8 protein-coding genes are annotated in these 16,338 nt (G+C 42.9%); all 8 read left to right on the top strand.

What is annotated here, in order from left to right; translation table 11 throughout:
• Positions 1–506 precede the first annotated feature (506 nt).
• Positions 507–3,641: a SusC/RagA family TonB-linked outer membrane protein gene (locus M3O96_RS12385; RefSeq protein ID WP_249720911.1), complete on the top strand. Its 3,135-nt coding sequence runs from the start codon at positions 507–509 to the stop codon at positions 3,639–3,641.
• Positions 3,642–3,653: 12 nt separating this feature from the next.
• Complete coding sequence (locus M3O96_RS12380; RefSeq protein ID WP_249720910.1) at positions 3,654–5,189, top strand: RagB/SusD family nutrient uptake outer membrane protein; 1,536 nt, start codon at positions 3,654–3,656, stop codon at positions 5,187–5,189.
• 27 nt (positions 5,190–5,216) lie between these two features.
• Positions 5,217–6,299, top strand: coding sequence for a LamG-like jellyroll fold domain-containing protein (locus M3O96_RS12375; protein WP_249720909.1), 1,083 nt, complete (start codon positions 5,217–5,219; stop codon positions 6,297–6,299).
• A gap of 81 nt (positions 6,300–6,380) precedes the next feature.
• Positions 6,381–8,465: a glucoamylase family protein gene (locus M3O96_RS12370; protein WP_249720908.1), complete on the top strand. Its 2,085-nt coding sequence runs from the start codon at positions 6,381–6,383 to the stop codon at positions 8,463–8,465.
• Between the two features lie 136 nt (positions 8,466–8,601).
• Positions 8,602–10,347 (top strand): family 43 glycosylhydrolase, encoded by a 1,746-nt coding sequence (locus M3O96_RS12365; protein ID WP_249720907.1) that lies wholly within the window; start codon positions 8,602–8,604, stop codon positions 10,345–10,347.
• 183 nt (positions 10,348–10,530) lie between these two features.
• On the top strand, positions 10,531–12,834 hold the full coding sequence (bglX, locus tag M3O96_RS12360) for a beta-glucosidase BglX (RefSeq protein WP_249720906.1): 2,304 nt from the start codon (positions 10,531–10,533) through the stop codon (positions 12,832–12,834).
• Between the two features lie 408 nt (positions 12,835–13,242).
• The gene (locus tag M3O96_RS12355; protein WP_249720905.1) at positions 13,243–14,889 is read left to right on the top strand and encodes a sulfatase family protein; all 1,647 of its coding nucleotides are present in this window, start codon (positions 13,243–13,245) and stop codon (positions 14,887–14,889) included.
• Between the two features lie 6 nt (positions 14,890–14,895).
• Positions 14,896–16,095 (top strand): alpha/beta hydrolase family protein, encoded by a 1,200-nt coding sequence (locus M3O96_RS12350; RefSeq protein ID WP_249720904.1) that lies wholly within the window; start codon positions 14,896–14,898, stop codon positions 16,093–16,095.
• The last annotated feature ends 243 nt before the right edge of the window (positions 16,096–16,338 follow it).

Below are 16,338 nucleotides of genomic sequence, written 5' to 3'. Positions count from 1 at the left end.
ATAATGTAATTATTTATCATTTGATTTTTGAAAAGAAGGAATTCTTTCTAATACGTTCTGAGGGTCAGGGAATTGGATGGGAATTGAAAAAGATGGAGAAAGGCCTTTTTGAAGCTTTTTAGAAAATTTAGACAGATTGGAAATCATTCCTTTCAGACCGGACGGTGGCCTTAAAGAAATCACACCAATGCGATTTAATTGACTTCTTATCAGTTAGTTGTGATGAACTTAAAAACGTTCTTTTAAATCAAAATCAATAACGAATCCTCAATTAAGATATCATTGGTCGCAAATGGGACCTAAAAAATTTTGAATAGAAAAAAAATAAAATAGAGGTAGAACGGATATTAAAACAAACTATGGTAGAAAAAGACAGCACATAAAAAAGCCGACTGATTGGGAAATCAATCGGCAGGAATTGGTTTTTTGATGCAAAACATTGGGGAATGGAATCATCAAATCACCAAGCTTAAAGAATAGTTCAATTCAATAAACCTATCAAAATTATGAAAAATAGTTTACAGAAGATAATATATACGTTATCCAGATTCTTCCTATATGGGTTTGTAGTCCAGTTGATGGTACTCAACTTTAGTTTTGCTTCCAAAGCAAACGGATTTTATAATAGCATAGAGGAAGTAGTTGTTTCAGAAATCGACGAAGAAATCACCATTACAGGCACAGTATTGGACGACTTGGGTCTTCCACTGCCGGGCGTTACGGTTTTGCTTGAAGGAAAAGGTACTGGAGCAGTGACCGACCTAGATGGTAAATATACCATCGTTGCCAATGAAGGGGATGTGCTTGTTTTCTCTTTCGTGGGTTTTGCCAGTCAAAGGGTAATCATTGGAAATATGACAACCATCAACATCAGTCTTGTACAAGATGTAGATACATTAGATGAATTTGTACTTATTGGGTATGGTTCCTTAAGGGAAAAAGACCTGACATCAGCTATCACTACCATAAAATCAGACGTTATCGTCAAGACGCCTGCCGCCAATGCCATGCAATCACTTCAAGGGCGTGTAGCGGGTGTGCAGATAGTGAGTAATGGCGCTCCGGGTGCAAGCCCAACAGTCAGGGTAAGGGGAGTCGGTTCTTTTGAGGGGAATGCCGCACCGCTATACGTAGTAGACGGGATGTTCTTCGATAACATTGATTTTTTGAATCCAAATGACATCGAAACGATTTCTATCCTCAAAGATGCTTCTGCCTCTGCCATTTACGGTGTGAGGGCATCGAATGGAGTTGTATTGATCGAGACCAAATCAGGTGGGTATAACCAGCAGACGGAGATTGTGTATGATGGTTATTATGGTATGCAGGTTCCTCAAAACGTGATTAGGATGGCAAATACGCAACAATTTGTCCAGTATGTTAATGAGACTGGTGCACCTGCGGATATTGCATTTGTCAATAACGCCATTCAGCGATATGGTAGAAGCAGGTTGGATCCTAGCCTTCCCGATGTCAATACCGATTGGTATGCAGAGGTCATGAATCCGGCGGCTATCCAAAATCACAACTTATCTTTCAACGGCGGCGGTGAAAAAACCAGGTATTCCCTTGGTGTCAGTTATTTTGACCAGAAGGGTTTATTGAAGGATACCCGAAATGAGTTTAAAAGAATCAACTTCAGGGCCAAGCTTGACTCTGATGTCAAAGAGTGGTTAACTGTTGGTACCAACTTTAACATAAGTATAGCCCAACAATTCAATGGAGACGATGGGGCTTGGTTCGGTTCCTATTTTGCTGTTCCGATTATTCCGGTTTATGATCCTTTGAATGTCGACGCTTCGCCATTCCAACTTTCGAATGCACAGAAGATTGGATATAGAGGCAGCCAAAATCCATTCTATAGTTTATTATATAATGACAGCAGAAATCAGGTTGCCAAAGTTTTGGGAAATTTCTACGGAAATATCGAAATCATTCCAAGCAAACTATCTTTCAGATCGGCATATAACTACAGCCTTGAGGGAGTTAATACAAGAAATGTGGGATTTGATTACAATGATGGTGTGACTGCTTTTCAATCCTCAATTAGAAGGCAGAACTTTTCGAGATTCGATCAGATTTGGGATAATTTCTTTACCTACACCGAAAATTTTGATAAACATAACATTACCGCAGTATTGGGTAGCTCATTCAGGAGTGAATACAGCGAAGTGCTTTTTGCCAGAGGGGCAGGGATCACACCGATTCCAGACCGTACCAGGGAGCATTTTTGGTATTTGGACAATGCTACAAATATCGATATCAATGATGTTGGAGATGCAAACGGGTCAACTATCAATTCACGCCTTTTCTTCCAATCCTATTTCGCAAGATTGGCATACAACTTTGATGACAGGTACTTGTTTTATGGAACCATCAGAAGGGACGGGAATAATAAGTTTCAGAGCAAGTGGGGAAATTTTGCAACCTTCGGTGCAGGCTGGGTGGTTTCTTCTGAGAAATTTTGGAACATCAAAGGGGTTGATTTCTTAAAACTGAGAGGATCTTGGGGTCAATTGGGAAATGACGGCATCCGTCCTTCGGTCGGTGCGCCAACTTTAGGCGAAACAAATACAGCTATCAATGATGTATTGACAATCGGAAGAAACCTCAACCCAACTTATGACTTGATCAACCAATGGGAAACCACTGTTGAACAGAATTTTGGACTGAGTGCTAGATTCTTTGAAAACAGACTTTCTATGGAGGCGGATTATTTTATCAGAGACACCAGAAATCTTGCAGTAAGTATCATTCCTCCTGTTTTTAGAGCAACGGAGCGTAGGTCTGTAGGTGAAATCAGGAACCAAGGGATTGAAATTACCCTAAACTGGGAAACCCAAGTCACCCAAAACTTCTCTTATTTCATCGGTGGAAATTTTGCCACCTTGAAAAATGAGGTGCGAGGACTTGGCGGTGCAGCCGGTCTGGATGCCGGTTCTGCAGAATTCCGTCAGAGATCGATCATCGGCCAACCATTCAATGCTTTCTATGGCTATCAAATCAATGGGGTTTTCCAAAATCAGGAACAGATCAATAGCAGTGGATATACCCAGGAATTTATCACATCCTCCAATCTGGTGCCGGGTGATTTTAATTTCAAAGATCAAAATGGAGATGGAATCATCAATGACCTGGATAGGGTAGTCTTGGGATCTTTCTTACCAAAAGTGAATTATGGTTTCAACATGGGATTCACTTATAAGAATTTTGATTTTGCTGCGCTGTTCCAAGGTCAGTCAGGGCACAAAATTCTCAATAGAAAAAGAGGTGAAATCATCTTTACCAACGATACCAACCTTGATGCTGATTTGATAGAAAATCTCTGGAGAGGAGAAGGAACTTCAAACAACTATCCTTCTGCAGTTGGTCTCCGCAAAGGGTGGAACCAAAATATGAGTGATTATTTTGTAGAGGACGGGTCTTATTTCAGGATTCAAAATGTGAGACTTTCCTACTCAATTTTAGACAAGGATTTTCTCGGCATTGCGATGCCGGCGACGAGAATCACTTTCACTGCCGAGCGTCCGCTGACATTGTTCAATTACAACGGGTTTAATCCTGAAGTAGCGAATGGAATCGACCGTCAGACTTATCCCATTCCGGCGATTTACACTTTGGGTCTGAATATCAAACTCTAAACCGAAACTATCATGAGAACTTCAAAATATTTAAAATACATCCTGTCATTGACATTGCTATCGGCAATGTCATGTACAGACTTGTTGGAGGAGCCCCTCGAAAATCAAATCATAGCAGAGAATACGGATTATACCGAATCTCAAAATATGATATTGATGCTTTTTGGTTCCTACGCAGAATTGCACAGCCTACAATGGGAAACTTTCCCGATCATCTCTGTTAGAGGGGATGATGTCAATTCGGCCGGAGACCAATTTCCTTTATTGGAAACAGACGTTTTTAGATATGACAGAAATTTTTGGATGTACAACTCTACTTGGCTCAACCTCTATACAGATTTGCTCTATTGGCATGGAGCCATGGAGGAAATCCAAAAATATGAGGATGCCGGAGCCAGTGCTGCTTTGGCTCAGCAATACATCGCCGAGATCAAAGTAATGCGTGCTTTTGAATTGTTGCAATTGGCGAGACTTTGGGGTAGTGTATTGATCCCAAGATCATCTCAGCCAAGTGATTTGTTCAATGTGGAACTGTCTACATTTGATGAAGTCTTGCAGCACATCTCCACTCAAATGGATGAGGCGATCCCCCTTTTGCCAAGAATTCATCCCAACCAACGTTCTGATGTGAGGGGAGGGGTTACTGCTTTCACAGCCCTTGCAGTGAAAGCCATGGCTAACCTTGATCTGAAAAACTTCCCAGCTGTGGCTGAAGCAACAGGTCAGATTATCAGCAGTGGCATATTTGCTTTGGAGCCTGATTACTATCAGTTATTCAAGATACCTGGAAAACTTAACAGGGAAAACGTTTTTGAATTTCAATACTCTGATTTTGGAACGCCAACCGGAACTTCAACGAGATACCTTTGGGATTTCTTTGGTCCGGCAAGCTGGACTCCTTCGAGGTCAGGTGCAGGTGGCGGTTGGGGTTTCTGGGAACCAAGTCAGAAATACATCAAATTTATGCTTGACAGAGGTGAGCAGGAAAGGTTACAAACTACTGTTCTTTTCACTCCTGCCGGAATTGCAGCACTCAGGGCTGATCCCAATTATGCTACACTTCCTGCTTGGGTATCCCATATTACACCGGATGGAGATGTATTCAACAGCCATCCGAGGTACCTGTTTTTGAGCGGAAAGTTTTACCTACCTTCTACACAACTGACACCTGGTAGATTTACCTATGGAGAAAACAAAAACCTTCCTGTGATCAGATACTCAGAAATTCTGTTAATGCATGCGGAAGCTTTGGTCAGTGGAGCAAGCAGTTCTATACTTTCTGCAGATGCAGCGGTCAATGCAGTCAGGGCAAGGGTTGGACTTGGGGCCGTTAGCGGTGTGTCTCTGGATGTCGTGCTCGATGAAAAATATGCTGAATTTGGTACTGAATGGGGCATTCGTTTTCATGATTTAATTAGGCATGGTAAGACTACTGAGCTGAACTATGAGGGTAGAAATTTTCAATTGAACCAACACAGGTATTTGCCATATCCACTGGAGCAGCAGGATATATTGCCTCAGATCAAAGGAGCCACCAATAATGGATAATAGCATGTCAACCAAAAATCTGAAAAAATGAAAAATATAAAATTAATATTGATTGCAATGCTTTTGCTCAGCTTTGGCTGTACCGAAAGCTATATAGATGAGATAGTAAGGGTGGAGCCTGGTGCAGATGTGTCTGCACCTGAAGTTAATATCACTTACCCGCTTGAAGGTACTTTGATCAGGGTGGTTGAGGATGTAACTCCTATCAACATCATTTTTGAAGTCATTGATGATATCGAAATCGAGTCCGTTCAGGTAAATCTGGATGGAACCCAAATCGCCATTTTCGAAGAATTTCTTGATTTCAGGAGGTTTGTTAAGACCCATACCTATCCTAATCTTTCGAATGGAATACACGTGTTGACCATTGTTGCTAAAGATGTTTCTGGAAAAACTACTACCAAAACCGTAAATTTTGAAAAAGTTGAACCTTATACACCTGTGTATGAGGGTGAAACCTTCTATTTACCTTTTGATGGCGATTTTACTGAATTGGTTAAAGTCACCAATCCTACAGTTACCGGAAATCCGGGCTTTGCTGACGGTGTGATCGGTCGTGCATATGCAGGAACCAACAATGCCAACATTGCATTTCCAACTATCAACCTGTTAAGTCCTGAATTTAGCGCAGTCTTTTGGTACAAAGTCAATGGTACTCCTGACAGGGCTGGCCTGATGGTCATTGGTCCACCGGACACGAATAATCCTACCAATATGAATAACAGAAATGGAGGCTTCCGTCTGTTTAGGGAAAATGCCGGAGGCAAGCAAAGAATAAAGCTAAATATAGGTACCGGATCTGGAGAAGCATGGTTTGACGGAGGTGCAGCAGCAGACATTGACCCTGCTGCCGGTGCTTGGTCTCATGTGGCATTTACTATTTCAGGAAGCCAAGCCGCTGTCTATATCAATGGACAGGTGGTAAGTCAGGGAAGTTTCTCAGGCATAGATTGGGCAGGTTGCGACCTTCTCTCCATTGCTTCGGGAGCACCGAGGTTTGCGGAGTGGGGGCATTTGTCCGATGCAAGTTTGTTTGATGAGCTCCGTTTATTCAACAAGGCCTTGACCCAAACTGAAATCCAAGCGATCATCACAGCAGAAAAGCCATAAGCATGCTTGATAAATAATTAAATGAGGATTTTGGGAAACTGAAATCCTCATTTTTTTCCATCCTTCATCAAGAATATAAAAATGCTGAATGATAAAGTTCATTCTGATTGGAAGCGAAAATTCCTTTGCACAGGTAATTTAAATCATGACAAAACCCAAAAACCCATGGCGAGAAGCAGTAATGAATATTCCCTTAAACCAAGTCTGAAGTCCTTACTATTTTTTCTCCTTTACATTATCGTTTTTTCATCTTGCGAAAAAGATGAGCCTGAAGCTTCCATTGTTGCACTTCAATCAGCGGATGCAGGAGGTACTGCAATCAGTTTGGTGGCACCGATCAGTGAAAACATTCCTTTGGACAGGCCCATCACTTTAATTTTTTCGGCAGCCCTTGAACCCACATCTGTTGCCAATTCTATTTCACTTTTTGATGGAGATCAGCTTGTCACTATTTCCACAAGTTTGATCTCAAACAACAGGAACATCGTCATTTATCCCGTAGGGCTTTTAAAAAACAACACAGTCTATAGAATTGGCATTTCCAATAGCCTTAAAAGTGCCAACCAAAGCAATTTTGTGGGACAAGAAATCAGCTTCAAAACTGTTTTCGGCGGACTTCAGATCGTATCTCTGACGATCCAGGATTCCGAGCAAACGAAGACAGCTAGGACGGTAAATGTGCCTCTTGATTTCTCGATTAACATTGAATTTAATGCACCGGTCAACCGCGAATTATTCCAAAGCGGAGTAAGGCTTTTGGGTAGAGAAGTTCCCAATCTTCAATTTACTTATACCGAGGCTGATAAAAATGTGGCCGTTTCAGGTCTAACCCCACTTCAGGATCTTTCTAAATACACTTTTGAATTAGCAAATACCATCAAAGGTGTAGGAGGTGAATCATATGCGGGGTCTTCAAAAATATTCTACACCAGATCTCGGGACAATCCTTTTTTTCCTGTCATTTCAGATGAAGCCTTACTGACCAAAGTGCAGGAACAGACATTTAGGTATTTTTGGGATTTTGCCCATCCCAATAGTGGCATGGCTAGAGAAAGAAATACATCAGGGAATCTGGTGACCGTTGGTGGATCAGGTTTTGGTGTCATGACAATTTTAGTAGGGATCGAAAGGGATTTTATTAGCCGGCAACAAGGAGTAGAAAGGTTGAACCAGATTGTTGATTTCCTTGTACAGGCAGACCGGTTTCATGGTGTTTGGCCGCATTGGTTGGATGGCAATACCGGAAAGGTGATTCCATTTAGTGAAAAAGACAATGGCGGAGATCTGGTGGAAACAGCCTTTATGATTCAGGGCCTATTGACGGCAAAAGCCTATCTAAATGCATCCAATCCTTTGGAAAGTGCCATCATCAACAAAATCACACAACTTTGGCATGAGGTAGAATGGGATTGGTACACCCGAGGAGGTCAGAATATCCTCTATTGGCATTGGTCACCAATCTTCAATTGGGAAATGAACCTACCGATCAGAGGGTACAATGAATCCTTGATTGTCTATGTCCTTGCAGCTGCTTCTCCAACACATCCGATAAATCCGGCAGTGTATCACCAAGGTTGGGCAAACAACGGAGCGATGAGAAATGGAAATCTATTTTACCAGATTCCTTTGCCTTTGGGTTATGATTTTGGAGGACCTTTGTTCTTTTCGCATTATTCATTTCTCGGATTGGATCCCCGAAAACTTTCCGACCAATACGCTGATTATTCCCTACAAAACAGGAACCATTCCCTTATCAACCAAGCCCATGCCATTAGCAACCCGCTAGGTTTTGCAGGGTATTCAGAGGATAGTTGGGGTTTTACTGCAAGCGACAACCACCTCGGTTACAATGCCCATTCGCCAACCAATGACCTTGGCGTCATCACTCCGACGGCAGCCTTGGGCTCGATGCCTTTCACTCCTGTAGAATCCATGAAAGCATTGCGGTTTTTCTACTACAAAATGGGGGACAGGCTTTGGGGACAATATGGTTTCTATGATGCATTCAACATCACCGAGCAATGGTACGCAGATTCGTTTCTGGCAATTGACCAAGGCCCCATCGTCATCATGATCGAAAACCACCGAACAGCCCTGCTTTGGGATTTGTTTATGAAAGACACTGAAGTGAAAGCCGGTTTGGATAGGCTGAATTTCACTTATTGAAAAACTAAACAGGACGGAAGACCGAAGTCGGAAGACGGATGTATTGGCTATTTCAGTTTTCTACCAATAATGAAGTTGAGATATTATTTTACTGTCGTCATTGCATAAATGCATTTAAAATTAGATCTGGAAAGCTATGGTCATAACAATTCAAAAACTAACCAAAATCGGAATTTTGGGAATTCTTTATCTGGGATTGGTTTTCCATTCCCATGCTCAATCCACCCAGATGCGGACGTATTGCAATCCCATTAACCTGGATTACACGTACATGATTTACAATTCCCACGAAGGAAAATCCTACCGCTCGGGTGCGGATCCTTCCGTGGTCGAATTCCGTGGGGAATATTACATGTTTGTCACTCGTTCGATGGGGTATTGGCATTCCACAGATTTGAATAATTGGACATTCATAAAACCTGAAACTTGGTATTTTGAAGGATCCAATGCACCCACAGCCCATAATTATAAAGATTCAGTACTGTATGTAACCGGAAATCCATCCGGTCACATGAGTTTGCTCTACACTGACAATCCGAAGCGGGGAGATTGGAAAGCCGTACCCGGGATTATCAACGACCTTCAAGACCCTCATGTATTCATTGACGACGATGACCAAGCTTATGTATTTTGGGGTTCTTCCAATGTTTATCCTGTCAGGGCAAAAAAGCTGGACAAAAATCTGCGCTTTCGGCCATCCAAGGAAACAGTTGAATTGTTCAAATTAGACATGGACAAGCATGGATGGGAAAGATTTGGTGAAAACCATTCTGATACCGTTTTGGCAGGATACATGGAAGGTCCATGGCTGACCAAGTATAAAAACAAGTATTACATGCAATACGCCGCTCCGGGAACGGAATTCAATGTGTATGGAGATGGTGTCTACACCAGCGATTCTCCCTTGGGACCTTATACTTATGCGCCTAACAACCCCATTTCTTACAAGCCGGGCGGGTTTATGAATGGGGCAGGTCATGGAAGTACTGTGATCGGACCGGGCGGTGCCTATTGGCATTTTGCAAGCATGGCCGTCTCCGTGAATGTTAATTGGGAAAGGAGAATCGCCATGTTCCCGACTTTTTTTGACAAAGATGACCTGATGCATACGGATACCTATTTTGGAGATTATCCGCATTTTGCTCCGGCTGAACCGGGAAAGAATGGAGAGTTTGCCGGATGGATGCTCTTATCCTACAAGAAACCGGTAAAGTCATTTTCATCTGTAGCAGGATTTTCTCCGGAACAATTGGTGGATGAAAATGTCAAATCATTTTGGCTTGCCCAAAGCAACGGAGCAGAAGAATGGGTGGAAATCGACCTCCAAAAACCAGGCACTGTTCACGCCATTCAAGTCAATTACCATGACCATGAATCGGACATGTACGGAAGAATTCCCGGTTTGTATCACCGATACCGGATCGAAGGATCAATGGATGGGGTCAATTGGGAAACCTTGGTAGACCGAAGCAAAAGTTACAAAGATGTACCCAATGACTATGTGGAATTGGTAGTTCCAAAATCTGTAAGGTATGTTCGTTATTCCAATATCCATGTACCCACTCCCCGCCTTGCAATTTCCGGTTTGAGGGTATTTGGATTAGGCAATGAAAAGGTACCTAACGCAGTCAAAAACCTCAAAATCGACAGAGAGAAAGACAAGCGCGACGCCATGATCACTTGGGATGTCGTTCCAAATGCACAGGGTTATAATGTGATTTGGGGAATCGCCCCTGACAAATTGTATAGCTCTTGGCTCGTCTATGGTCAAAATGAACTTGACCTGAAAAGCCTCACCGTAGGTCAAACCTACTATTTTGTTGTGGAAGCATTCAATGAAAATGGTGTTTCCACAAGGACAAAACCAATCAGAGTGGATTGAAAATGTAGCTCAGATTTATGTTAAAATTTGAAATAATGTTGGGCTGAGAAATTGGGATTTGCTTTCACAGAGTAAATCACCATTCAGATTATTATTTAGAATAAAGCGTGGATAAATCCCGATATTAGGAATCTATTCCACAAAGTAAATTTTATTGGATTGACCACCTCAAATAAACTTCAAATGAAAAGAATCCTTCAGTTTTTATTGATCCCGGTAAGCCTCACGCTTTTATTGGCTTGGAACTGGAATCCCTCCAAAGGAAATATGACCTTGGACCAATTGTATACTTACAAAGCGGATTCCATTATTGCTCTTATGACTTTGGACGAAAAAATCGGGCAGCTGAATCTACCTGCTTCGGGAGATTTTACTACCGGTTTGGCTTCGAGTTCCAACATAGCAGAAAAGATCAAAGCGGGAAGCGTTGGCGGTCTTTTCAATATCAAAACAGCTGAGAAAATCCGCGTTGTCCAAAAGATTGCCATGGAGGAAAGCAGACTCAAAATCCCAATGATTTTTGGGATGGATGTGATCCACGGATACGAAACCCTTTTTCCGATCCCGATCGGTATCTCCAGTATTTGGGACATGGAATTGGTAGAGAAATCCGCAAGGATCGCAGCCATTGAGGCAAGTGCTGATGGGATCAACTGGACTTTTTCGCCCATGACGGATATCTCCCGTGACCCAAGATGGGGCAGGGTTTCGGAAGGAAGCGGCGAAGATCCTTACCTTGGCGCCCAGATCGCCAAAGCGATGGTCAAAGGGTATCAGGGAGATGACCTCAGTCTCAACAATACGATTATGGCTTGTGTCAAGCACTTTGCCTTATATGGCGCGCCGGAAGGCGGCAGGGATTACAATACTGTCGATATGAGCCGCATCAGGATGTACAATGAATATTTCTTGCCTTACCAAGCGGCAGTTGATGCCGGGGTTGGATCGGTGATGACTTCTTTTAATGAGGTAGAAGGAATTCCTGCTTCTGCCAATAGATGGCTGATGACTGATGTTTTGAGAAATCAATGGGGTTTCGATGGCTTTGTGGTGACTGATTATACCGCAATCAATGAAATGATTGACCACGGCATTGGGGATTTGCAAAAAGTATCTGAGCTTTCCCTCAAAGCAGGAGTGGACATGGACATGGTGGGAGAGGGATTTTTGATCACTTTAAAGAAATCATTGGAAGAAGGGAAAATCACAGAAAAGCAGATTGATGATGCCTGCAGAAGGATTTTGATCGCCAAATATAAGTTGGGTTTATTCGACGATCCATACAGATACGCCGATCCTGAGCGGGCAAAGAAAGAGGTATTTACTGCACAAAACCGGAAGGTCGCTCGGGAGATTGCAGCCCAATCTTTCGTATTGCTCAAAAACAACAATATCTTACCTATCCAAAAGAAAGGAACCATCGCCCTCATCGGACCGCTTGCCGACAACAAAGAAAACATGGCAGGAACTTGGAGTGTGGCGGGCAGATTTGAGGAGGCCATCTCACTTACCGAAGGATTGAAAAAAGCTGTAGGAGGCAAGGCCAATATCATTTATGCCAAGGGTGCCAATGTGGTCGCTGATTCCTTATTGGAATCTCGGGTGAGCATTTTTGGAAAGCCAACATACCGCGACAACCGCCCTGCGGAAGTGCTCATTCAAGAGGCTTTGGATGCAGCAAAAGATGCTGATGTCATTGTAGCTGCATTGGGAGAATCCGCCGAAATGACAGGTGAAGCTTCAAGTATGAGCAATATCGAACTTCCCGAAAACCAAAGGGATCTGCTCAAAGCATTGCTCAAAACAGGCAAACCTGTCGTCATGGTATTGTTTACAGGAAGGCCATTGGCTTTGACATGGGAAGAAGAAAATGTTCCTACGATTTTGAATGTATGGTTTGCAGGAAGTGAAGCAGGAGATGCCATTGCCGATGTGTTGTTTGGAGATGTGAATCCATCCGGTAAACTCAGCGCAACGTTTCCACAAAATGTCGGTCAGGTGCCGATTTATTACAACCACAAGAATACCGGCCGGCCGCTTCCTGAAGGACAGTGGTTCCAAAAATTCCGGTCCAATTACCTCGACGTTTCAAATGATCCGCTTTATCCATTTGGTTTTGGACTGAGTTATACCAATTTCAAATATGGCGAGCTTAAGTTGAGTGGGAATTCACTAAAGGGAAATCAAACCCTGAAAGCAAGCATCACACTCACCAATTCCGGTAAGTATGATGGAAAAGAAGTGGTCCAATTGTATATCCGGGATTTAGTAGGATCAGTGACCCGACCTGTGAAGGAATTGAAGGGTTTTCGAAAAGTGCTGTTAAAGGCTGGTGAAACAAAAACCATCAGCTTTGACATTACCCCTGAAGACCTCAAATTCTATAATTCAGATTTGGACTTTGTCTGGGAACCGGGCGAATTTGAAATCATGATCGGAGGAAACTCACGGGATGTGAAGGTGTCAAAAGTTGATTGGAAGGAATAGGGATGATTTTTGAGTGGTCAGTTTTCAGTATAAATACCTTTGAGGTTTTTTGAACCTCGAAGGTATTTAAGAAGAAAGCGGTCAATCTCGGTAAGCAGTCCCAGCGGTGAGTTGGGAGTCTCAGTAAGAGACGCAAATTGATTTCCTGATCTAAATAAAATTTAAATAAAAGTCCTGCCTATTTATCCGTTTGGATATGGGGAAGGATTTTTAATGTTAGATGATGGGTCTGTTTCTAAAAATGATCTGAAATTATAACGAATGCTAACTTCCTAAACAATATCCATGAATATCCAATATCAATTAGTATCAAATCGTAAATAGTTGAACATTGATATTCATAAAAAAAAACATCTTGCTTTTATTGCTATTTAGACGGATATTTTTGCTAACCAAACCCATTTAACCATGAAAATCCGTCTTTTTTTCTTTCTTATTTTCCTTCATTTTTCAATAACCTCATTTTCCCAATCTTCCGAGAAGCCCAATATCCTTTGGATTTCGGTGGAGGACATCAGCCCTTTGTTGGATGTGTATGGTGACAACAGCATCAAGACACCCAATATCAGCCGATTGGCCAAGGAAGGGATTGTGTTTACCAATGCCTTTGCCACAGCAGGCGTCTGCGCACCGAGCCGGAGTAGCATCATTACGGCGATGTATCCTGTGAGCATCGGAACCCATAATATGCGGACCGGTCCACACTATGCTTATCGAGAACCGGAAGCGGAAGTATACAAAACCTATTACAGCCAAAAAGACATCAATGGAAAAAACGTCCCCGAATATGCGGCTGTTCCACCGCCATTTGTCAAAGTCTTTACAGAATACCTACGAGCAGCAGGATATTTCACCACCAATGCTGCCAAGACAGATTACCAATTCAACTCTCCGATGACCGCTTGGGATGAAATCGGAAGGGAGGCACATTACAAGAATCGCGCTCCAGGACAGCCTTTCTTCGCCGTATTCAACCATGAAATCACCCACGAATCAAGGGTTTTTGGAAAGAAAGCCGATCCCATGCTTTCGGATGTCCAACAGGTAAAGCTCCCGACTTATTTCCCGGATTTGCCTGTAGTGAGACAGGACGTCGGGCGTGTTTATTCCAATATCATGGAACTCGATCAGCAGGTCGGAACATTGTTGATGGAACTCGAGGATGCAGGATTATTGGAAAAGACCATCATCTTTTTTTGGTCGGATCATGGCGGTCCTTTGCTGAGGCAAAAGCGCGCAGTCGGGAATTCAGGACTGCGTGTCCCGTTAATTGTCCGCCTGCCAAATGGGCAAATGGCCGGTACAAAAGTGGAAGACATTGTTTCACTGATGGACTTGGGTCCAACCGTGATGTCTTTGGCAGGAATTGAGCCACCGGAGTACATGCATGGAAAGGCTTTTTTGGGAAAATACAAAAGCAAAAATCCACACCAATATGCCTTTGGTTCTGCAGACCGTTTTGATGAAGCTGTAGACATGAGCCGCTCAGTGATAGACGGGAGATTCGTTTATATCAGGAACTTCCGGCCTGAGTTGCCGCTGATTTACCGGAATGCCTACCGGGAGCAGATTGACATGACCAAGATTCTGATAGAAATGGACCAAGAAGAGAAGCTGACAGGAGGCGCGGCTTATATCTTTATGAAAACCAAGCCACAGGAAGAATTGTATGATTTGTCCAAAGATCCCTACGAAATCCACAACCTTGCCCAAATGCCTGAATACAAAGAAAAGTTAATGGAAATGAGAACTGCGTTAAGCAAATGGCAATTGGAGGTAAAGGATTTGGGATTTGTTCCGGAATCTGACTTGGTCAACATGATGTGGCCGGGAATGGTGCAGCCTGAAACAGCTAAGGTTGGATTTGAAAAGTCAGGAGGAAAAATGTCTTTGACTTCTGCCACCGAAGGAGCAAGTATCGCCTATCAGCTAGAAGATGAAATAGGTGGGAAGCGGTGGAGATTGTACCACGAGCCTATTCCTGAAGCCAAAAACATTGCTGCAAGGGCAGTTAGGATCGGATACAAAACCTCTGAAATAAGCCATTTTAAATAAGCCAACATGAAACTCAAAACCATTTATCTCCTTTTACTCTTCTTCACCGCTACAAACCTTATGGCACAGATCCCCGCTAATTATAACGAAAGCAAAGTTCCTGACCTGATCTTGCCTGATCCATTCGTCAGTCTTAAGGGAAATCCGATACTGACTATTGAGGATTGGGAAAACATCCGAAGACCGGAGATTTTGAAGCTTTTTGAAGAAAATGTTTATGGACAGATCCCAAAGTATTTTGATGATATTTCATTTTCAGAAGTGACAAAAAGTCAAAATCCTTATCCAAGTATTGCCATTCTGAAGGAGATTGATATAAAGGTTTCCCGGGGAAGAAAAACCCACACCATGCGCTTGAATGTGTTTATTCCCAAAAATGGCAAAGGTCCTTTTCCTGTTTTTTTATTGATCAATTACCAAGCTCCATACGCGGATGGAAAATTGGTGGAGGAAGGTTTTTGGGCGGTTAAGGAATTGGTGGAAAAGGGATACGCGACTGCTTCCTTTCACGTGGAGACGGTGGCTCCTGATGATAAAAATAGATTTTCTAAAGGCGTAATTGAAACTCTTTATCCCGAGCAATTGGGCCAAAAAGATGGCATGCGTGCATTGGGTGCTTGGGGTTGGGGAGCAATGCGGGCGATGGATTACTTCGAAAAAGAATCATTGATCGATGCAAACCGCACGGTTTTGGTTGGGCATTCAAGATCCGGAAAGGCAGCCCTTTGGGCAAGTGCCAATGATACCCGATGGGCGGTGACGATCCCCAACGAATCAGGATGCGGGGGAGCGGCTTTGTCCAAGAGGAAATTTGGGGAAACAGTCCAAGTCATCAATACGGCATTTCCACATTGGTTCAATGATAATTTCAAGGCATTCAATGGTAAAGAAGAACTGTTGCCGCTCGACCAACACATGTTGGTTTCCTTGATCGCGCCACGGGCGATATATTTTTCCAGTGCAAGGGAAGACCGCTGGGCAGATCCCAAAGGAGAGTACCTTTCGATGAAATTGGGCAGTAGGGTATTTCCTTTGATTTATGGGAAAAAGGTAAGTTTTCCTTTGGATTTTGAGGAGTTGAAAGAGTCGGTGATTCAACCATTCGCAGGTTACCATATCCGTGAAGGCGAACATGATCTCACTCTGGAAGATTGGAAGAGTTACATGGATTTTGTGGAAATGAATTTAGGGAAAATGGAGAAGTGAATAGACCATAGTCGATAGTCCATAGTTCGTCAGGGTCGGTCTTAGCGTGAGTCAAATCCAGCTTCTGGAGAAGCAGGATAGCGGGAAACCTTCCTTAGTAATTTTTCTTGCTTTTTCCTTTTGCGTCTTAGGGTCTTAGCGGGAAATATATTTTGCTTTGTGGCTCCGTGCCTTTGTAAGCTTTTTACCCTTTTGCGTCTTCGTGTCTTTGCGTGAAATATATTTTCCTTTGTGCCTCCGTGT

Origin of the sequence: Aquiflexum sp. TKW24L (assembly GCF_023502205.1) — a bacterium.
Classification (GTDB): domain Bacteria; phylum Bacteroidota; class Bacteroidia; order Cytophagales; family Cyclobacteriaceae; genus Cognataquiflexum.
This window is presented reverse-complemented; position numbering and strand designations above follow the sequence as displayed.

Bases quoted from the DNA above. Each gene is read 5' to 3' on its own strand.
- M3O96_RS12385 (WP_249720911.1), top strand. From the start codon at position 507: ATGAAAAATAGTTTACAGAAGATAATATATACGTTATCCAGATTCTTC.
- M3O96_RS12380 (WP_249720910.1), top strand. From the start codon at position 3,654: ATGAGAACTTCAAAATATTTAAAATACATCCTGTCATTGACATTGCTA.
- M3O96_RS12375 (WP_249720909.1), top strand. From the start codon at position 5,217: ATGAAAAATATAAAATTAATATTGATTGCAATGCTTTTGCTCAGCTTT.
- M3O96_RS12370 (WP_249720908.1), top strand. From the start codon at position 6,381: ATGCTGAATGATAAAGTTCATTCTGATTGGAAGCGAAAATTCCTTTGC.
- M3O96_RS12365 (WP_249720907.1), top strand. From the start codon at position 8,602: ATGGTCATAACAATTCAAAAACTAACCAAAATCGGAATTTTGGGAATT.
- bglX (WP_249720906.1), top strand. From the start codon at position 10,531: ATGAAAAGAATCCTTCAGTTTTTATTGATCCCGGTAAGCCTCACGCTT.
- M3O96_RS12355 (WP_249720905.1), top strand. From the start codon at position 13,243: ATGAAAATCCGTCTTTTTTTCTTTCTTATTTTCCTTCATTTTTCAATA.
- M3O96_RS12350 (WP_249720904.1), top strand. From the start codon at position 14,896: ATGAAACTCAAAACCATTTATCTCCTTTTACTCTTCTTCACCGCTACA.